Origin of the sequence: Pontibacter chinhatensis, assembly GCF_900113285.1 — a bacterium.
Lineage (GTDB): Bacteria > Bacteroidota > Bacteroidia > Cytophagales > Hymenobacteraceae > Pontibacter > Pontibacter chinhatensis.
The window spans coordinates 378,351-397,806 of record NZ_FOOT01000003.1 but is presented as its reverse complement, the minus strand read 5'-3'; the positions used below and the strand labels follow the sequence as shown (position 1 = coordinate 397,806).

At 53.8% G+C, this 19,456-nt stretch carries 14 protein-coding genes, 1 tRNA gene and 1 riboswitch; of the genes, 9 read left to right on the top strand and 6 right to left on the bottom strand.

Annotation, left to right across the window (positions count from 1 at the left end):
- Positions 1 to 72 precede the first annotated feature (72 nt).
- The 3 genes from BM040_RS21730 to BM040_RS10930 are packed head-to-tail and all read left to right on the top strand — an operon-like array spanning position 73 to position 4,036.
- Complete coding sequence (locus tag BM040_RS21730) at positions 73 to 1,320, top strand: glycosyltransferase family 1 protein (RefSeq protein ID WP_175491039.1); 1,248 nt, start codon at positions 73 to 75, stop codon at positions 1,318 to 1,320.
- A gap of 15 nt (positions 1,321 to 1,335) precedes the next feature.
- Positions 1,336 to 2,526, top strand: a complete 1,191-nt coding sequence (gene glf, locus BM040_RS21725) for a UDP-galactopyranose mutase (RefSeq protein WP_175491038.1) — start codon at positions 1,336 to 1,338, stop codon at positions 2,524 to 2,526.
- Entirely contained in the window at positions 2,513 to 4,036 is a 1,524-nt protein-coding gene (locus BM040_RS10930; RefSeq protein WP_245756187.1) for a glycoside hydrolase 5 family protein, read from the top strand. The genes glf and BM040_RS10930 overlap by 14 nt, the downstream gene beginning before the upstream one ends.
- 119 nt (positions 4,037 to 4,155) lie before the next feature.
- On the opposite strand, the gene BM040_RS10925 is transcribed toward BM040_RS10930, so the two are convergent.
- Both BM040_RS10925 and BM040_RS10920 read right to left on the bottom strand, forming a co-directional pair.
- A tRNA-Met gene (locus BM040_RS10925) sits at positions 4,156 to 4,228 on the bottom strand.
- A gap of 84 nt (positions 4,229 to 4,312) precedes the next feature.
- Positions 4,313 to 6,130 (bottom strand): BamA/OMP85 family outer membrane protein, encoded by a 1,818-nt coding sequence (locus BM040_RS10920; protein WP_217646772.1) that lies wholly within the window; start codon positions 6,128 to 6,130, stop codon positions 4,313 to 4,315.
- 172 nt (positions 6,131 to 6,302) lie between these two features.
- On the opposite strand from BM040_RS10920, the gene hemW reads away from it, so the two are divergent.
- The 4 genes from hemW to BM040_RS10900 all read left to right on the top strand — a co-directional run bounded on the left by hemW (position 6,303) and on the right by BM040_RS10900 (position 9,257).
- The gene (gene hemW, locus BM040_RS10915; protein ID WP_092101044.1) at positions 6,303 to 7,430 is read left to right on the top strand and encodes a radical SAM family heme chaperone HemW; all 1,128 of its coding nucleotides are present in this window, start codon (positions 6,303 to 6,305) and stop codon (positions 7,428 to 7,430) included.
- A gap of 77 nt (positions 7,431 to 7,507) precedes the next feature.
- A complete protein-coding gene (locus BM040_RS10910; RefSeq protein WP_092101042.1) occupies positions 7,508 to 7,921 on the top strand; it encodes a hypothetical protein in 414 nt (137 codons plus the stop codon).
- Between the two features lie 75 nt (positions 7,922 to 7,996).
- A complete protein-coding gene (locus tag BM040_RS10905; protein WP_092101040.1) occupies positions 7,997 to 8,767 on the top strand; it encodes a cyclase family protein in 771 nt (256 codons plus the stop codon).
- Between the two features lie 28 nt (positions 8,768 to 8,795).
- A complete protein-coding gene (locus BM040_RS10900) occupies positions 8,796 to 9,257 on the top strand; it encodes a GNAT family N-acetyltransferase (protein WP_092101038.1) in 462 nt (153 codons plus the stop codon).
- 28 nt (positions 9,258 to 9,285) lie between these two features.
- Here BM040_RS10900 and metF read toward each other — a convergent pair whose 3' ends face one another.
- The 4 genes from metF to rplU all read right to left on the bottom strand — a co-directional run bounded on the left by metF (position 9,286) and on the right by rplU (position 15,079).
- Positions 9,286 to 10,242: a methylenetetrahydrofolate reductase [NAD(P)H] gene (metF, locus tag BM040_RS10895; RefSeq protein ID WP_092101036.1), complete on the bottom strand. Its 957-nt coding sequence runs from the start codon at positions 10,240 to 10,242 to the stop codon at positions 9,286 to 9,288.
- Positions 10,243 to 10,286: 44 nt separating this feature from the next.
- Positions 10,287 to 14,000 carry a methionine synthase gene (metH, locus tag BM040_RS10890; protein WP_092101034.1) on the bottom strand — a complete coding sequence of 1,238 codons (3,714 nt, stop codon included), beginning with the start codon at positions 13,998 to 14,000 and terminating at the stop codon, positions 10,287 to 10,289.
- Between the two features lie 70 nt (positions 14,001 to 14,070).
- Positions 14,071 to 14,175: riboswitch (SAM riboswitch) on the bottom strand.
- Between the two features lie 256 nt (positions 14,176 to 14,431).
- Positions 14,432 to 14,701, bottom strand: coding sequence for a 50S ribosomal protein L27 (rpmA, locus tag BM040_RS10885; RefSeq protein WP_092101032.1), 270 nt, complete (start codon positions 14,699 to 14,701; stop codon positions 14,432 to 14,434).
- Between the two features lie 69 nt (positions 14,702 to 14,770).
- Positions 14,771 to 15,079 carry a 50S ribosomal protein L21 gene (gene rplU / locus BM040_RS10880; protein WP_092101475.1) on the bottom strand — a complete coding sequence of 103 codons (309 nt, stop codon included), beginning with the start codon at positions 15,077 to 15,079 and terminating at the stop codon, positions 14,771 to 14,773.
- 648 nt (positions 15,080 to 15,727) lie between these two features.
- On the opposite strand from rplU, the gene BM040_RS10875 reads away from it, so the two are divergent.
- Both BM040_RS10875 and BM040_RS10870 read left to right on the top strand, forming a co-directional pair.
- Positions 15,728 to 16,687 carry a ribonucleoside-diphosphate reductase small subunit gene (locus tag BM040_RS10875; protein WP_092101030.1) on the top strand — a complete coding sequence of 320 codons (960 nt, stop codon included), beginning with the start codon at positions 15,728 to 15,730 and terminating at the stop codon, positions 16,685 to 16,687.
- A 367-nt stretch (positions 16,688 to 17,054) separates the two neighbouring features.
- On the top strand, positions 17,055 to 19,439 hold the full coding sequence (locus tag BM040_RS10870; RefSeq protein ID WP_092101028.1) for a ribonucleoside-diphosphate reductase subunit alpha: 2,385 nt from the start codon (positions 17,055 to 17,057) through the stop codon (positions 19,437 to 19,439).
- Positions 19,440 to 19,456: the final 17 nt, after the last annotated feature.

The window sequence follows — 19,456 nt, the reverse complement described above, 5'->3', positions numbered from 1 at the left end:
AACAGAATCAGTTGCCGCTAGACATTCTGTTGCTGCATCTGAAGCCACCCCACACTTTAAGAAAACAAACTTATGTTCAAAGATACGCCAGAACCGCTCGTAAAGAGTGGAGAGAATACTGCCCCCTCAGTAGCTGCAGGCAACAACACACCCACCGGCAAGCACAAGAAGCAAGATACAGCCAAGGTGGAAGGTCTTATGCAGCAATTCCCAGATGTAGTTTGCCTTTCGCACCTGCGCTGGGACTTTGTTTACCAGCGCCCGCAGCACCTGCTTTCCCGTTTTGCCCGCCATGCACGTGTGTTCTTTGTAGAAGAGCCGGTATTTGAGCATGTACAGGTGCCCTACCTAAGCACCTGTTACAGAGAGGGCAATTTGTTGTTGGCAATACCGCACCTGCCGCATGGCCTGCAGGAGGAGGAGATAGAAGCCATACAGCACCGCTTGTTAAATCAGCTCTTTACCGAACACAAAGTAGCGGAACACATCCTCTGGTATTACACGCCTATGGCCCTTGGCTTTACCAGGCACTTAGAGCCTGTTCTCACGGTATACGACTGCATGGACGAGCTTTCGGCCTTTAAGTTTGCACCGCCGCGCCTGAAAGAACTGGAGCAGGAGCTGTTTAAAACTGCCGACTTGGTGTTTACCGGGGGACAAAGCCTATTTGAGGCAAAACAGAAACAACATCCTGCCGTGAAGGCTTTCCCGAGCAGCATCGACAAAGACCATTTCGCACAGGCCAAGCACACATTAACGCCACCTTCTGACCAGAAAGATATACCAGCGCCACGACTCGGCTTTTTCGGGGTGATAGATGAACGCATGGATATTGACCTGCTGGCAGCATTAGCCGATGCCCGGCTGGATTGGCAGCTGGTTATGATTGGCCCGGTAGTGAAAATTGACCCGGCCTCACTGCCGCAGCGGCCTAACATCCATTACCTGGGGAGCAAATCCTACCGGGAGCTACCGGCTTACATTAGCGGATGGCAGGTGGCCTTGCTACCTTTTGCCCTCAACGAGTCCACGGCTTTCATCAGCCCCACCAAGACTCCCGAGTACCTGGCGGCTGGCAAACCTGTGGTATCTACTCCTATTCGTGATGTCGTGCGTCCTTACGGCAAAGAGGGCTTGATACACATCGCCGGCACGGCACCAACCTTTATTCAGGCCGTAGAAGCAGCCCTGTTGCAACAGGACAACCGGGAGTGGCAGCAAAAAGTGGAGGCTTTCATGCAGGACATGTCCTGGGACCAAACCTGGCACGGCATGGTGGAGCTAATGGCAGAGGCGATACAGGAGAAGAAGCAGGTTTAAGGCAGGGCTGGAGGTATGTTTGATTTCTTGATCGTAGGAGCCGGCTTTGCAGGAAGCGTGCTGGCTGAGCGGCTGGCCTCGCAGCTTAATAAGAAAGTGCTAATCATCGACAAGCGAAACCATATTGCCGGCAACGCTTACGACCACTATAACGAGGAGGGAATACTGATGCACAAGTATGGCCCGCACATCTTCCACACCAACTCCAGGGAGGTGTTCGAATACCTATCGCAGTTTACGGCGTGGCGGCCTTACGAGCACCGGGTGCTGGCCAGCGTGGATGGGCAACTCGTGCCAATTCCCATCAACCTCGACACCATCAACAAGCTCTATGGCCTGAGCCTGACTGCTTTCGATGTGGACGGCTTCTTCAAGTCTGTGGCGGAGGAAGTATCACCGGTCCGTACCTCGGAAGATGTGGTAGTGAGCCGGGTGGGGCGGGAGCTGTACGAAAAGTTCTTCCGCAACTATACCCGCAAGCAATGGGGCATGGACCCCTCAGAACTTGACAAGTCCGTGACCGCGCGGGTGCCGGTGCGCACCAGCCGCGATGACCGCTACTTTACCGATACGTACCAGGCCATGCCGCTGCACGGCTACACCGCCCTGTTCGAAAAACTGCTGAGCCACCCCAATATCAAAATCATGCTTAACACCGACTACAAGGATATAGTAGGCATGATACCGTTCCGGGAGATGATTTACACCGGCCCGGTGGATGAGTACTTCGGTTACCGCTACGGCAAACTACCGTACCGCTCGCTGGAGTTCCGGCACGAAACGCTGGACAAACCCGTGCACCTCCCGGTGGCCGTGGTCAACTACCCCAACGAGCACGCCTTTACCCGCATCACGGAGTTTAAGTACCTGACAGGGCAGCAGCACCAAAAGACCAGCATCGTGTATGAATACCCGCAGGCGGAAGGCGATCCCTATTACCCTGTGCCACGCCCTGAGAACGCCGAGATCTACAACCAGTACAAGGCTCTAGCCGACGCTACCCCAAACGTATACTTTGTGGGCCGGCTGGCTACCTATAAATACTATAACATGGATCAGGTAGTGGCGCAGGCACTCACGCTTTTTAAGAAGCTTGCTAAAGGGGAACAACGAGGCGCCTTAACTGATGCGCCAAAGAAGCCGGTTATAGAAAGTAATGTATGGAACGGCACCATCACGAACGTCAGTAAAAATGGAGTCCACTGAGCAGCCCATGCCCCGGGCAGGCAGCAAAGCCGGCGAGACAAAAGGGGCCAGAGAAACTAGCCTAGAAAAGAAAAATGGGTTCCCTGCTTTTGCGCTAGAGCCGGATCTACCTTGGATCCAGGTAGCTTCAGAGGCTCCATACTTTGTAACTGAGGCTGGTGATTCCTGGACACCCATCGGGCAAAACGACGCCATCACCTGGCCCGATTTTGAAGGACTCTTCCGCAGAAAGAACCTGCAGCAGGTAGAGGGGCACCTGGCATGGCTGGCCGGACATGGCGTTACCTGCCTGCGCCTGATGCTGGAATACGCGCAGGGGCGCCACCGATACTTCGAGAAGCCTGCAGGCACCTTCTCCCCAAGCATGGTGCAGCTTTGGGATGACCTTTTCCGCCTGTGCGCCAAGTATGGAATTCGCATTTTACTCACGCCCGTGGACACTTTCTGGATGTGGCTTAACTGGAGACATCACCCCTACAACCACCAAAACGGAGGCCCCTGCAAAGACCGTTCGGAATGGCTCCTTTGCCCCGACACGCTACAGGCCATCAAGAACAGGTTGAGCTTTGCCACCGAGCGCTGGGGCGGGAGCGGCGTGCTGTTTGCCTGGGACCTGTGGAACGAGATCCATCCTGCCCATGCCGGTGGCAGAACAGAGGTGTTTGGCGGCTTTGTAAAGGAACTGAGCCAGCACCTGCGCGATACGGAACTACGGCTTTACGGCCGTAGCCATCCTCAAACGGTGTCGCTGTACGGGCCGGTGCTGGATGAGCACCCGGATGTGGCAGATGTGATTTTCCGGCACCCAACGCTCGACTTTGCCAGCACGCACTTTTACGACGCCGCCACCATCAACGACCCCAGAGACACGGTTGCCTCTGCCATCTGCACTGGGCAACTCGTGCGCCAGGCATTGGAGCACCTACAGGGCAACCGCCCTTTTTTTGACAGCGAGCACGGTCCTATCCACTCCTTCAAGGACAAGCACATCACCTTCCCGGAGTATTTTGATGATGAGTACTTCCGGCACATGCAGTGGGCGCATCTGGCTTCCGGCGCAGCGGGCGGAGGCATGCGCTGGCCCAACCGCCATCCGCATTGCCTCACCCATGGCATGCGCCGCGCCCAGAAAAGTATGGCCGAGTTCGTAAAGCTGATTGATTGGAAGGCCTTCCGAAGGAGAAATTTAAACAAGGAGGTGCTGGTGAGCGATTCTGCTTTTGCCGTCTTTGCCTGCGCTGATGAGAAACAGGCCGTGCTGTGGCTGCTCCGCACGGACAGCAGCCAAAAGAGAGCCGATGGCATGGAAACACTAAACCAGGAGGCCGCGCCGCTGACGGCGCAAGTACAGCTACCAGGTATGGCCCAGGGGAAATACCGCATCACGTACTGGGATACCTGGGAAGGCAAAAAGATAGCAACGATTGTTCAGCATACTTCCGCCCCCGGGTTGCTGCTGCGCCTGCCTCCGGTTAAGACCGACGTGGCAGTGGCGGTGCGCAGAAGCTAGTGTCGCCGGTATACTTTTCAGGCAGTGTTTATACTTCGGGGTTTTGTGAGGGAGATGGTGCCCAAAGTATAAAAAAACAAAAGGCCTGACTCAATTCTGAGTCAGGCCTTTCTCTGAGGTAGCGGGGACAGGACTCGAACCTGTGACCTTTGGGTTATGAGCCCAACGAGCTACCAACTGCTCCACCCCGCACTGTTATGATGATGCAAAAGTATATTAAATATATTTGCCAAGCAAGTATGTGTACCTAAAAACACGTAAAATGTTCGGCTTTTTCTAAAATTTACTAGTTATGCCAAAGTGTATCTTGGAATACTTGAATGATAGCGGTTGTTGCGTTGATTGCCCGAGCGAGTAAACCAGCTGAAAGATACCCGCGCCTGTGCTAAAGCTGATACCCGCGCCTACACCGAAGGGATAATCTTCGTTAGAACTTTGCTCCAGATCGCGCCGGTAGTAGCCTTGGTCGTAGAACAGGAGGGCGTAGGAATCGGAGTCGGTGAAGAGGCGGTACTCCAGGGTGCCCACGGCGTAGCTGCTGGCATAGAAAAAGTAATCGTCGAAGCCGCGGATGGAGGAGAGCCCGCCCAGGCGGTACATATCATTTAGAAAAATCTGATCGTTCAGGATGGCCTCGCCGCGCAGTCTTGTCAGCAGGGAGCTGTTCTTGCTCAGCCGCAGGAAGTTCTCCAGCCTTAGGCTCAGGCTTAGCTGGGAGGTTTTCATATCCAGCGTGTCGTAGAAGCTTTTCTCCAGTTCGGCGCTCCGCAGCAGCTTCTTGGTGCCTGCCGCAAACTGCAGCTCCAGCAGCCTGCCCCGGCGCGGGAAGTAAAAGTCGTCCAGGTTGTTCCAAAGGTAGTTGAGGCCGTAGGTGGTTGTCTGGGCGTCGGCCAGGTCGAGCTGCTGCAGCCGCTGCGGGCTTACCTCCGAGAGCAGGCGCGAGTTCCGCCACTCGGTAAACAGGCTGAACTTGCCATACTTTAATGTATAGTAGCCCACCTGCAGGCGTGGCTGCACCGTGATGAACGTGGAGTCTTGTTTGAGCAGGCTGAACTTGGTGCCCACCTCAAACGGGCTACCCAGGAAGTTAGGGTGCAGGTACTCGCCGTTGAGCACCACAGAGCCTGCGCTTACGCGTCGCCACTGCAGCCCCAGTTGCTTGCCCGAGCCCCTGATATTACGAATATTCAGGTTTGCCTCGCCGGTTATCAGCAGCTTTCCCTCCCGGTTCGGGTCTGGCAGAAAGCCCACCACGCCGTCAATCTGGTTGGCCTGCCTGTCTTCCAGGAAATAGTATACTTTGGCTTTGTCGCTGGTGAAGCGCACCTGTGCCGGCTGCGTCGATTTGATGTAGGGCAGCTGCGTGAGCATGCGCTCAGAGGCATTTATCTGGTCTTGGTTGTAGAGCTGGCCGGGCAAGAGCTGCAGGTAGCGCATCAGAAACTTAGGCTGCGTCCTGGACTTGCCCACAATCTCCAGCGTGTCGTAGGTTACGGCAAAGGCCTTCTCTACCATCAGCGTGGCCGATACTTTGTTCCCCTCTATACTTACTGAGTCGAGCCATACCTGGGCGAAGGGATAGCCGTTGCGCTCGGCATAATTCAGCAGGCGCTGCTGCAGCTTTACGAACTCGGCTGGCCGGAAGGGCACGTTGTGGTAAAACTTCTCCCTGAAGCCGGCCTCCATCAGTATCCCCTCGCCCAGGTTGCCGTTGCGCAGCTGCGCCCACGCAAAAGGCTGTCCTATATGAAGTTTCACGTGGAGCGTGTCCGGGCCAAAGTATAAACTGTCGGCGGAGGCCAGCAGGTAGGCGTCCTGCTGCAGCCTGTACACCAGCGCCCGCACCTCCTTCACCGCCTCGGCCGAGTCGGGCAGGGCCTGCCGGAAGTTATACTGCCGCAGCACCTGCGCGCCCTCTTTGTCTGATGCCTTTACCGAGAGCTGCACCCTGGCCGCCCGCTCCGGCTGTTTCTCCTCCGGCTTCCTGGCCTGCTTTTGCGCTGCGGTATCGGGCTGCGCCCCCTGCGCGCGCGCCTGCTCCGGCCACAACAGGGGCAGCAGCAGGCAAAGCAGGAAGGCAGCTATTTTGTACATTTGTGCGGTTGAACTGTTAGAGGGCTAAATTGTTAAAGGATGTAGGGTGACACAACAGCGCCCGGTTTATACTTCATGCCTGCAAAGGTAAAAGCTTCTGGTATACTTTATACTTTTAGTGAAAGCACAGTTTACAGACCATCAGCATTTTAATCTCTTAACTAGCTAATCAGTGTCCGGCATCTACTTACATATCCCGTTCTGCAAACAGGCCTGCCATTACTGCGACTTCCACTTTAGCACCTCCATGGGCCACAAGGAAGTCACCATACAGGCCATTTCCCGCGAGCTGGAGCTGCGCCGGAGCTACCTGCAGGACCAGGAGGTAAAGACCATTTACTTTGGGGGCGGCACCCCGTCGCTGCTGACGCAGGCAGAGCTGCAGCTTTTGCTACAAACCATAAAAGGCTTATTTATAGTTTCGGAGGATGCCGAAATAACCCTGGAGGCCAACCCCGACGACCTGAAGCCGGAGAAGCTGCAGGAGCTGAGGGCCGCCGGTATCAACCGTTTAAGTATAGGCTTGCAGTCGTTTCATGAGCCGCACCTGCGCCTGATGAACCGCGCCCACAATGCCACCGAAAGCCTGCAGTGCGTAAGAGATGCCCAGGCCGCTGGCTTCGACAACATCACCGTGGATCTGATTTACGGCATACCGGCCCCGGACCATGGCATCTGGCTAAACGACCTGGAAACGCTTTTCTCGCTTAACGTACAGCACGTTTCCTGCTATGCCCTCACCATAGAGCCTGACACGGCGCTGGGCCGCTGGAGCAAGAAAGGCAAGTTCAAACCATCTGAGGACGACTATACGGCACAGCAATTCGAGCTACTGCTGGCGCAGATGGCGCAGCACGGCTTTGTGCAGTACGAGATCTCCAACTTCTGTAAGCCGGGCTTTGAGTCGAGGCACAACAGCAACTACTGGCGCGGCGTGCATTACTTGGGCGTGGGCCCCAGCGCGCACTCGTTTAATGGCCACAGCCGGCAGTACAACGTAGCCAACAACCGCAAGTATACCGCCGCCATCAGCGAAAGTATTATTCCGGCAGAGATAGAGGAACTTACGCTCGCCGACCAGGCCAACGATTACCTGCTGACCACGCTGCGCACCACCTGGGGCTGCGATTTGGCCCTGCTGCGCGATAAGTATGCGTATGACGTGCAGGCATCCCACCGAGTATACTTGCAGGAGTTGCAGCAAAAGGACCTGGCACGTATAGCGGATAACGTTTTATACCTGACGGACAAGGGCAAGCTGCTTGCCGACCAGATCACGCTGGACCTGATGCTGGAGTAGCAGATTGGCCGTCACTTACGTTTGTCGGTCTCGTATCATTACGTAGCCGTACCCCTTAATCTCAAACACAAGCGCTCATGCTGCAGTTACGAACGGTTTTTCTCTCAGATGATTTCAAGATCGAGGCTGACGATGCGCTTGCGCTAGTCCGGACGGAATGGCTGCGCCCAGTAGAAGATGAGCAATTTGTGGTCGAGTCGATGAGGTCCCATGAGGCTGTCGTTTCCAGGAGGGCGGCGAAAATGCTGATGAACGCGGAAGACGTGTCCGTCATCAGCCCTATAACAAAGGACTGGCTCTCCAATATCTACTACGATCTGTTCTCCCATACTTCCCTTAAAAAAATGGCCCGCGTGATGCCCGACGACCTGTTCAAAAGGCTGGCCATGGTGTCGGTAGTGACCAGGGCGGACGCTGCAGAAGAGCTTACCTACGAAATCCGCGACTTTGCATCGGAAGAGGAGGCCGTGCGCTGGCTGCTGGAAGAGTAGCCCTACCATACTTTTAACCCAGGCAAGTATAGCTTTCCGGATTTTCCCTTATACTTGCCAAAAAGCCCGGGATCCATGCAAGCCACCATTACTTACCAAGACCAAACCTATACTTTTAACCCGCTGCAGCCGCTGGATATCTCGATGCCGCTGCACGACCGCCAGCCACAGCCGGAGTGCTTTTGGGCCGAGCCGTTAGCTTTTGATGTTATCCGGGTGGGGGATTTTGTGGGATCGGTGGCAGAGGGCGGCAGCACCAACTACAAACGCGTGCACCTGACCCCTCACGGCAACGGCACCCACACCGAATGCTATGGGCACATCTCCGCTGACGAAAACGCTACCATTCATAATTGCCTGAAACGCTTCCTGTTTGTGGCCCAGCTGATAACCGTGCAGCCTCAAAAGCAGGAAAACGGGGATGAGGTAGTGCTACTGGAGGATGTGCGAAAGCAACTGCAACGTATAAAACCTGAGGCCGTTATACTTCGCACGTTGCCGAACTCCGAAGATAAACTTACCCGCCACTACTCCGGCTCTAACCCGCCCTACCTGGAGCATACCATCGGCCAGTACCTGGCAGAAGAAGGGGTGCAGCACTTGCTCCTGGACCTGCCCTCTGTAGACCGGGAACTGGACGAGGGAAAGCTTCTGTGCCACCACGCGTTCTGGCAGTATCCGGAGAACACCCGCTGCGGCGCCACCATTACCGAGCTTATCTATGTGCCGGAACATATTGCAGACGGTTTATACTTGCTCAACCTGCAGATAGCCAGCCTGCAGCTAGACGCCAGCCCCAGCAAGCCTATACTTTATACTTTGTCGCCGGTGCTCCCGGAGCTGTAACAAACCTACCCAAGTAAAAATAACCGCAATGCAGATACGAGCCCTGGCGTCTGGTGAACCGTTGCCGCTGCCGTTGCTCCTGCTCGCCGATCCCAGCGAGGAACTTATACTTTCCTACATCCAGCAAAGCCATACTTTTGTGGCGGAAAAGGCGGGAACGATAGTTGGCGTGCTGGCACTACAGCCACAGGGCCAAATGGCCGAAATCAGGAACGTAGCCGTTGATACACAGCACCAGGGGCAGGGGATTGGTAGAAAGTTGGTGGAATTTGCTATTGCTCAGGCAAGGCAGCAACGTATAAAACAACTGCTCGTGTGCACCGGCAACAGCTCCATACCGGCCCTGGCGCTTTACCAACGCTGCGGCTTTAGGGTAGAAAGTATAGACAAAGACTATTTCCTGCGCACTTATCCAGAACCCATTTTTGAGAACGGCCTGCCATGCACCGACCGGATAAAGTTAAGGCTGGAGCTACATCCCCAGCCTTAGGTAGTTTAGTTGTTTAAGGTGTGATATGCTAAAAGAGCGCTTCGGCCACTTTTCTGACCGAGTCTGATTTACCCATGGAATAATAGTGCAGGCACGGCACCCCGAACGCCATCAGCTCTTTTGACTGTTGAATCGCCCACTCCACGCCTACTTGCGCGGCAGCCTTGTTATCCGGGCAGTCCTCGATGGCTTCGGCCAGGGCGCAGGGAATCTCAATGTGGAACAGGCTCGGCAGCAGGGTCAGCTGCGTTTTGGTGGTCATCGGCTTCAGCCCCGGGATGATCGGCACTGTAATGCCTTCTTCGCGGCAGCGGTTCACAAAGTCGAAGTACTTCTGGTTATCGAAGAACATCTGCGTCACGATGTAGTCGGCGCCCATTTCCACTTTCTTCTTTAGCCAGCGCAGGTCCGACTTCAGGTTCGGCGCCTCGAAGTGCTTTTCAGGGTAGCCGGCCACCCCGATGCAGAAGTCCGTGCCGTTGTGGTAGGCCTGCTCGTCATCCAGGTAAACGCCGTTGTTCATGTTCGCTACCTGCTCAATCAGCTCGGTGGCGTAGTTGTGACCGCCGGGCTCCGGCACAAAGCGCTGCTCACTTTTCACGCAGTCGCCGCGCAGGGCCAGCACGTTGTCTATCCCCAGAAAGTGCAGGTCTATCAGGGCGTTCTCGGTTTCTTCCTTGTTAAAGCCCCCGCAAATCAGGTGCGGCACGGTGTCTACCCGGTAGTGGTTCTGTATGGCCGCACAAATGCCTACCGTGCCGGGGCGCTTGCGTGTGGTACGCTTCTCCAGCAAACCATTCTCGCGCTGCTTGTACACGTACTCCTCGCGGTGGTAGGTCACGTCGATAAACGGCGGGTTAAACTCCATTAAAGGGTCAATGTGGTTGAACAGGGTTTTCATGTTCTCGCCCTTCAGCGGCGGCAGTATTTCAAAGGTGAAGAGCGTTTTGCCGTTCGCGTTTTTGAAGTGGTCTGTAACTTTCAAGTTATGTTGATGTTAAATTGCTTACCTGTTAAATTGTTGGATGGCTATACCGCCTGCTGCGCAACCGGCTTTGGCTCGTAGTTCAGGTTTGGCGAGAGCCAGCGCTCCAGCTCCTCCTTGGCCATACCTTTGCGCTGCGCGATGTCCGTAACTTGGTCTTCGCCAATCTTGCCCAGCCCAAAGTACTTCGACTCCGGATGTGAGAAGTATAACCCACTCACCGATGCTGCCGGGTACATGGCCAGGTTCTCGGTAAGTATAATCCCCGACTCCCTTTCCGCATCCAGCAGGTTAAACAGTGTGATCTTTTCCGTATGATCCGGGCAGCCCGGATAGCCTGGCGCCGGCCGAATGCCTTTGTACTGCTCTTTAATCAGGTCTTCGTTGGTCAGGTCTTCCTCCGGTGCGTAGCCCCACAGCTCTTTCCTAACTTTGGCGTGCATCAGTTCCGCAAAGGCTTCAGCCAGCCTATCCGCCAGGGCTTTTACCATGATGGATTTGTAGTCGTCATGCTCGGCTTCATACTTCTCCAACAGCTTCTCAATGCCAAAGCCAGCCGATACCACAAAGCCCCCGATATAATCCTGAACACCTGTTTCCTTGGGTGCTACAAAATCCGAGAAAGCCAGGTTCGGCACATTCGCGCCCTTCTTGCCCTGCTGCCGCAAGGTATGGAATTCGGTCAGCACGTTTCCACGTGAATCATCGGCGTATACTTCGATCGTGTCGTCGGCTTCCACGTTGGCTGGGTAGAAACCTACTATCGCACGCGCTTCCAGCAACTGGTTGTCCACGATTTCCTGCAGCATTTGCTGCGCATCGTTAAACAGCTTTGTTGCCTCGGTGCCCAACTCCGGATCACTCAAAATCCGTGGGTATTGGCGTTTCAGCTCCCAGGTATGGAAGAACGGCGTCCAGTCGATGTAAGGCACAATCTCGGAAAGCGGGAAGTTGTGGTATACTTTTTTGCCAATAAAGCTTGGCTTGGTTGGCTTTGTGGCGTTCCAGTCCACTTTATACTTGTTGGCACGGGCTTCTTCTATCGTGGCAAAAGCGCGGTCTTTGGTACGGCCCAGGTGGTCTGCGCGCAGCTTCTCATACTCTGCCCTGATCTCAGCAATATAGCTGTCGCGCTCGCTGCTGAGCAGGCTGCTGACCACTGTTACGCTTCTGGAGGCATCGTGCACATGTATAACTGGCCCGCTGTACTGCGGCGCAATCTTTACAGCCGTATGCACTCTGGACGTGGTAGCGCCCCCTATCAGCAGCGGAATCTTCATGCCACGGCGTTCCATTTCCTGCGCCACGTACACCATCTCGTCCAGCGAAGGTGTGATCAGGCCACTCAGGCCGATGATATCCACATTGTGCGCCTCCGCTTCGGACAGGATCTTATCCAGCGGCACCATCACGCCCAGGTCTATCACTTCGTAATTGTTGCAGGCCAGCACCACGCCCACAATGTTTTTTCCGATGTCGTGTACGTCGCCCTTCACGGTAGCCATCAGGATAGTGCCCGCTGTGGATTTGGACGTGTCGGAAGCGAGCTTCTCCTTCTCCATAAACGGCAAGAGGTAAGCTACTGACTTCTTCATCACGCGGGCGCTCTTCACTACCTGCGGCAAAAACATCTTGCCGGCACCGAACAAGTCGCCCACCACGCCCATGCCTGCCATGAGCGGCCCCTCAATTACATCCAGCGTTTTAGTTGCCTGCTGGCGGGCCTCTTCGGTGTCTTCTTCAATGAAATCAACGATACCTTTCACCAGCGCATGTTTTAAACGCGCTTCTACCGGAGCGTCGCGCCAGGCGGTATCGGCTGCTGTGGCGGTTTTGCCTTTGCCTTTTACCGTTTCAGCGTACGTTACCAGTTTCTCGGTGGCATCCGGGTGACGGTTAAAAATCACATCCTCTATCAGGTCGCGCAGCTCTGTCGGGATTTCGCTGTACACGCCCAGCATGCCGGCGTTCACGATGCCCATGTCCATGCCTGCCTGCACGGCATAGTATAAAAACACGGTATGCATCGCCTCGCGCACCACATCGTTGCCGCGGAAGGAGAAAGACAGGTTACTCACCCCGCCACTGACCAGCGCGTGCGGCAGGTTGGCTTTTATCCATTTTACGACCTCGATGTAATCTACCGCGTAGTTGTTGTGTTCCTCTATGCCGGTGGCAATGGCCAGGATGTTCGGGTCGAAGATGATGTCCTGTGGCGGGAAGCCTACCTCGTCTACCAGGATGCGGTACGAGCGTTCGCAGATCTCTTTTCTACGCTCCAGCGTGTCGGCCTGGCCTGTTTCGTCAAACGCCATCACCACCACGGCGGCACCATACTGGCGCACTTTCCGGGCAAGCGTCTTAAAGGCTTCCTCGCCTTCTTTCAGGCTGATGGAGTTAACGATACTTTTCCCCTGCACACACTTCAGCCCGGCTTCAATCACGCTCCACTTCGAGGAGTCGATCATGATGGGCAGCTTGGCGATGTCGGGCTCGGAGGCAATCAGGTTCAGGAAGTTAGTCATGGCCTGCTCTGAGTCGAGCATGCCTTCGTCCATGTTCACGTCGATGATCTGCGCGCCGCCTTCTACCTGCTGTCGGGCAACGGCCAGGGCTTCTTCAAACTGACCGTTCACGATCAGGCGGGCAAACATCTTGGAGCCGGTCACGTTGGTGCGCTCGCCGACGTTCACAAAAAGCGTATCAGAGGTGATGGTGAGGGGCTCGAGGCCGCTGTAGCGTGGGAGAGGGGCAACCGGGCTGGGAACATGCGGTTTATACTTGCGCGCTAACGCTGCAATAACCTTCACGTGCGCGGGCGTGGTGCCGCAGCAACCACCCAGTATGTTTACCAGTCCCTCCTTCAGGTATTCCTCCACGATAGCCCCCATTTGCTGGGCCGTCTCATCGTAGCCACCAAAGGCGTTCGGCAAACCGGCGTTCGGGTAGGCGCTGATGTAGCAGTCGGAAATGCGCGAAAGCTCCTGGATATGCGTCTTCAGCTGTCGGGCGCCCAGGGCGCAGTTAAAGCCTACGCTAAGGATTGGCGCATGCGAGATGGAGTTCCAGAAGGCTTCCACTGTTTGGCCTGATAACGTACGGCCGCTGGCATCGGTAATCGTTCCGGATACCATGATGGGCAGCTCTTTGCCCCCGTTGTTCACAAACTCCTGGATGGCGAAGAGAGCAGCCTTACAGTTAAGCGTATCGAACACTGTTTCTACCAATAGTATATCGGCACCGCCCTCTACCAGGCCGCGCACCTGCTCATGGTAGGCCTCCACCAGTTGGTCGAAGGTGATGGCGCGGTAGCCGGGGTTGTTCACATCCGGGGAAAGGGAAGCCGTACGGTTAGTGGGACCAATAGCACCGGCTACGAAGCGCTTGTGGGCAGGATCCTTTGCCTCCGCCTCATCTGCCGCTTCCCGTGCAATCCTGGCCGACTCGTAGTTGAGCTCGTACACCAGGTGTTCCAACTTGTAGTCAGCCATGGCAATGCTCGTGCCACTGAAGGTGTTGGTTTCGACGATATCGGCGCCAGCCTCCAGGTACTCGGTATGAATGGCTTTAATGATATCCGGACGGGTAATGGAAAGCAGGTCGTTGTTGCCTTTCAGGTCGGATGGATGATCTTTAAAGCGCTCGCCACGGAAATCGGCCTCTGTAAGCTGGTAGCGCTGAATCATGGTGCCCATGGCGCCATCGAGCACGAGCACGCGCTCCTGCAGCAAAGTATAAATCGGATGTGTTTTAGTCATGGCTGGTGTTCCCCTTCTCTGTATAAGTCTCTCACATAACTTATCAAGAAGGACACCTGAGGTAGGAGCAATCTTATCTTCCCTGGTAATGCGCCAGGAGGGAGTTAGCACCAAGCTTTATACATGGTTGCTAAGACGTCGTCGGGCCCTATCCCTCAGTCTTTCTTGATAAGAGAATGCAAATATACAGGTTATCCGCAGAAAATAAAGTTTTGTTGCGCTGGCAGGGGCATACTTTGTCTACGGGCAGGCTTAAAATGCGAAAAGGGATGCTAATGCATCCCTTTCCTAGAAGAGGTTTAATTTTTTAACTATAACCCCTTTGTCTTCTTATACGCCAGTGATTTTTGATGGTTGCTGCTTTTTCAATTTAATAAAAAAAGGGACGCCGGTATGGCATCCCTTTTTTTATCTATCTGCAAAGCTTAAAACTAAGCTTCTGCCTCTACTTTAGGAATTACAGAAACATAAGAACGGTTTTTCACGCTCTTCTTGAATTCTACAACGCCGTCAACCAGTGCAAACAAAGTATGGTCTTTGCCGATACCCACGTTTTTGCCTGGGTGGTGGGCAGTACCTCTTTGTCTTACAATGATGTTACCAGCAATAATCTCCTGGCCACCGTAAATCTTAACACCCAGTCGTTTAGAGTGCGACTCGCGGCCGTTATTGGAACTACCAACGCCTTTTTTGTGTGCCATTTTCTTTTACTATTTAATTGGGTTAGTTACCTATCCCAAAAGGTTCTACGATTAATTTCTTCTTACTGCTTAACCAATGCTTTCGATAAGAACTTTGGTATACTGCTGGCGGTGACCGCGAGACTTCTTATACCCTTTTCTACGCTTCTTCTTGAAAACAAACACCTTGTCGCCTTTAGCCTCACCCAAGATTTTACCAGTAACTTTGATACCATCCACGAAAGGAGCGCCAACAGTGATAGTGCCGTTGTCGTCAGTTAGAAGAACATTGGTGAACTCTACGGCGTCACCCTCATTGCCGGAAAGCTTGTTAGCGTAGATGAACTTACCGCTCTCTACTTTGGTCTGTTGACCTGCGATTTCTACAATTGCGTACATCAGCTTCAATGTATGTTTAAAAATATTTAGTCCGCAAAAGTACGGCTTCATTTTGATATTTGCAATGGCTTGTATAACAAAATGTTCCCCGTTATACTTGCCTTACCCAGCCATGTGGAAAAGTATGTGTATATCCACATACAGACTTATAACGTTACTTCAATATTCGAATAAACAGTTTTACATCAATCACTTACCACACAGCCCCACTTTTATACTTTTCCACAATGCCGCTTGCAGCGAACTCACCGCGAATGCACCTACTCCTTATTATGTAAAAACCTTGCCTCTGCCTTCACACCTGTTGCACCGTATTTACACACACGTGCTAGCCAAAGACACTTGTATTTGCATCCTGCCCGCATGGCATTTACCTATACCAATATTTACAGTAATCTATATATGTTTACATGAATGTGGATAACCATGTTGGTTATACTTAAAAACGGCCTTTGCAGCGCTCTAGAGGGGTGTGCATAAATTGAACAACTTTAGCCCCACAAATCAAGTTCATTTCTATATATTTGAAGTCAGGATATTACACGGAAACCGACCGGCTTTCCGGCTAAGTCAGAATTTTAATGGGGTGTTTTCTAAGCTAAAAGTTAGCTTACCCCTTCAATCAATAAAACACTTATTTAAAAGATTATGGAGCCAATACTGAAAGAGAACCCTAACCGCTTTGTACTGTTCCCAATACAGCATGATGAGGTGTGGCAGATGTATAAGAAGGCGGAGGCCAGTTTCTGGACAGCCGAGGAGATTGATCTGGGCCAAGATCTGAAGGATTGGGAAGGCCTTAACGATGGCGAGCGCCATTTCATTAGCCACGTACTGGCGTTCTTTGCAGCCTCTGATGGCATTGTGAATGAGAACCTGGCTATCAACTTCATGAACGAAGTACAGATACCGGAGGCACGCTGCTTCTATGGTTTCCAGATCATGATGGAGAACATCCACGCCGAAACATACTCGCTGCTTATAGATACCTATATAAAGAAGCAAAGCGAGAAGGACTTCCTCTTTAACGCGCTGGAGAACGTACCTGCCGTGAAGAAAAAAGGAGAGTGGGCACTGCGCTGGATCGAGAGCGAAAACTTTACCGAGCGTTTGGTTGCCTTCGCTGCCGTGGAGGGTATCTTCTTCTCCGGCTCGTTCTGCTCTATCTTCTGGATGAAGAAGCGTGGTTTGATGCCAGGCCTGACTTTCTCCAATGAGCTAATCTCCAGAGACGAGGGCCTGCACTGCGACTTTGCCTGCCTGCTGTACTCTATGCTGCAGAACAAGCTGCCACAGGAGCGCGTGCACGAGATCATCCGCGATGCGGTAAGCATTGAGCAGGAGTTTGTAACCGACGCCTTGCCGGTGGACCTGATCGGCATGAACGCCAAGCTGATGAGCCAGTACATCGAGTTTGTGGCCGACCGCCTGCTGGTGTCGCTGGGCTGCAGCAAGATCTACAACGCCACTAACCCATTCGATTTTATGGAGATGATCTCGCTGCAGGGCAAGACCAACTTCTTCGAAAAGCGCGTGGGCGAGTACCAGAAAGCAGGTGTGCTGAGCGATAAAGACAAAAACGTTTTCAGCCTGGACGAAGACTTTTAAGATTAAATAAACCTTTGTAAGTTTAGGTGGCCAAAGGGAGAAAGCCATTCTTCTTTCCCACCTAAACTTACCTTATTTACCAAAGTACCGGGCGGCAGTAGAAGCATCAGAGGCGACCGCACCACCGCAGCCGGAACCTTAGCTGGCGTTTCCGCCACTTAAGGGGAGCCTTAATCCCCTATAATTGCAAAAGCATTTGGCTTTACGCATAATTGTTTGTACTGCAACGGCTTATACCTATATAGGCGTATAGCCGGAGGTGCACCCTTTTTAAAGAATTACCACCTGCTGCAGCAGCAGCGGCTTTTAATACACCTGTATATTTTTTAACCACCCGGGCATTTGACACCCGCTAATTGTATACGCTATGTTAGTAGTTAAACGCGACGGCAGACGCGAGTCCGTCAAATTCGACAAGATTACCGCACGAATCGAGAAGCTATGCTATGGGCTGCACATGGACTATGTGTCGCCGATTGAGGTGGCCAAGAAGGTGATTGACGGCATTTACGATGGCGTGACCACCGTGGAGCTGGACAACCTGGCCGCTGAGACAGCTGCCTCGCTTACCACCAAGCACCCGGACTATGCTGTGCTGGCTGCACGCATTGCGATCTCTAACCTGCACAAGGTTACGAGCAAGTCGTTCTCCAACACCATGAAGCGCCTGTATACTTACACAGACCCTAAAACCGGTGAGAACGCTTCGCTGATCGCCAAGGATGTGTATGAGATCATCCGCAAGCACGCCGCCCTGCTCGATTCCACCATCATTTACGACCGGGACTACAACTACGACTACTTCGGGTATAAGACCCTGGAGCGCTCTTACCTGCTTCGCCTGGACGGCAAGATTGTGGAGCGCCCGCAGCATATGTTGATGCGTGTGGCCGTGGGTATCCACAAGGAGGACATCGAATCTGCCATTGAGACTTATAACCTCATGTCCGAGAAGTGGTTTACGCACGCCACCCCAACATTATTTAACGCCGGCACGCCGAAGCCGCAGCTCTCCTCATGCTTCCTGCTCACCATGCAGGACGACAGCATTCCGGGCATCTATGACACCCTGAAGCAGTGCGCGCAGATTTCGCAGAGCGCCGGCGGCATTGGCCTGAGCATCCACAACGTGCGTGCCACAGGTTCTTATATCAAAGGCACCAACGGCACTTCCAACGGCATCATCCCGATGCTGAAGGTGTTTAACGACACGGCCCGCTACGTGGACCAGGGCGGTGGCAAGCGCAAAGGTGCCTTCGCGATTTACCTGGAGCCATGGCATGCCGATATCTTCGATTTCCTGGAGCTGAAGAAGAACCACGGTAAAGAGGAAAACCGCGCCCGCGACCTGTTCTATGCCCTCTGGACGCCAGACCTGTTTATGAAGCGCGTGGAGGAGAACGGCGACTGGAGCCTGTTCTGCCCGAACGAAGCACCGGGCCTGGGCGAGTGCTGGGGTAAGGACTTTGAGCGCCTCTACGAGAAGTATGAGCGCGAGGGACGCGCCCGCAAAACCGTGAAAGCACAGGACCTGTGGTTCCACATCCTGGAGTCTCAGATTGAGACAGGTACGCCGTACATGCTGTATAAAGACCACGCCAACCGTAAGTCTAACCAGCAGAACCTGGGCACCATCAAGAGCTCGAACCTGTGCACCGAGATTATGGAGTACACCAGCAAGGACGAGATTGCCGTGTGTAACCTGGCCTCGCTGGCGCTGCCTCGCTTTGTAAAAGAGGATGAGCACGGCAACAAGACCTTTGATCACCAGAAGCTGTTTGATGTAACCTACCATGCCACGGTTAACCTGAACAAGGTTATCGACATCAACTATTACCCGGTACCAGAGGCTCAGAACTCTAACCTGCGCCACCGCCCGATTGGCCTGGGTGTGCAGGGCCTGGCCGATACCTTTATTCACCTGCGCATGCCGTTCGAGAGCGAGGAGGCACGCGGGCTGAACAAAGATATCTTCGAGACGATCTACTTCGCAGCCATGACCGCTTCTAAGGACCTGGCGAAGAAGCACGGACCATACGAGACCTTCAAAGGTTCTCCGCTGTCGGAAGGCAAGTTCCAGTTCGACCTGTGGGGCGTAACACCAGAGAGCGGCCGTTGGGATTGGGATAGCCTGCGCCAGGATGTGGTGAAGCACGGCGTGCGTAACTCGCTGCTGGTAGCACCAATGCCTACCGCCTCTACTGCGCAGATCTTAGGCAACAACGAGTCGTTTGAGCCTTATACTTCCAACATCTACCTGCGCCGCGTACTGTCTGGCGAGTTTATGGTGGTGAACAAGCACCTGCTGCGCGACCTGATCGCTCTGGGCATCTGGAACGATAAGATGAAGAATGATATCATTGCAGCCAACGGCTCCATCCAGGAAATCCCGAACATCCCGCAGAACATCAAGGATCTGTACAAAACTGTATGGGAGATCAGCCAGCGTGCCGTAATCGACATGAGTGCTGACCGCGGTGCCTACATCTGCCAGAGCCAGTCGCTGAACCTGCACGTGCAGAACGTGAACTTCGGCAAGCTGACCTCGATGCATTTCCACGCCTGGAAGCGCGGCCTGAAAACAGGTATGTACTACCTGCGCACCAAGTCTGCCGTGGACGCCATCAAGTTTACGGTAGAGAAACAAGCCGCCGAAACCCTTTCGCCGGTGTATAACCAACAAGACCAAAACCGCAGCGATATGGCTTGCTCGCTAGATAACCCAGACGCTTGCGAAGCTTGCGGATCGTAAATAACTAAAGAAGGAGG

Coding starts and splice junctions, on each gene's coding strand:
- BM040_RS21730 (WP_175491039.1), top strand. CDS start 73: ATGTTCAAAGATACGCCAGAACCGCTCGTAAAGAGTGGAGAGAATACT.
- glf (WP_175491038.1), top strand. CDS start 1,336: ATGTTTGATTTCTTGATCGTAGGAGCCGGCTTTGCAGGAAGCGTGCTG.
- BM040_RS10930 (WP_245756187.1), top strand. CDS start 2,513: ATGGAGTCCACTGAGCAGCCCATGCCCCGGGCAGGCAGCAAAGCCGGC.
- BM040_RS10920 (WP_217646772.1), bottom strand. CDS start 6,130: ATGTACAAAATAGCTGCCTTCCTGCTTTGCCTGCTGCTGCCCCTGTTG.
- BM040_RS10910 (WP_092101042.1), top strand. CDS start 7,508: ATGCTGCAGTTACGAACGGTTTTTCTCTCAGATGATTTCAAGATCGAG.
- BM040_RS10905 (WP_092101040.1), top strand. CDS start 7,997: ATGCAAGCCACCATTACTTACCAAGACCAAACCTATACTTTTAACCCG.
- BM040_RS10900 (WP_092101038.1), top strand. CDS start 8,796: ATGCAGATACGAGCCCTGGCGTCTGGTGAACCGTTGCCGCTGCCGTTG.
- metH (WP_092101034.1), bottom strand. CDS start 14,000: ATGACTAAAACACATCCGATTTATACTTTGCTGCAGGAGCGCGTGCTC.
- rpmA (WP_092101032.1), bottom strand. CDS start 14,701: ATGGCACACAAAAAAGGCGTTGGTAGTTCCAATAACGGCCGCGAGTCG.
- rplU (WP_092101475.1), bottom strand. CDS start 15,079: ATGTACGCAATTGTAGAAATCGCAGGTCAACAGACCAAAGTAGAGAGC.
- BM040_RS10875 (WP_092101030.1), top strand. CDS start 15,728: ATGGAGCCAATACTGAAAGAGAACCCTAACCGCTTTGTACTGTTCCCA.
- BM040_RS10870 (WP_092101028.1), top strand. CDS start 17,055: ATGTTAGTAGTTAAACGCGACGGCAGACGCGAGTCCGTCAAATTCGAC.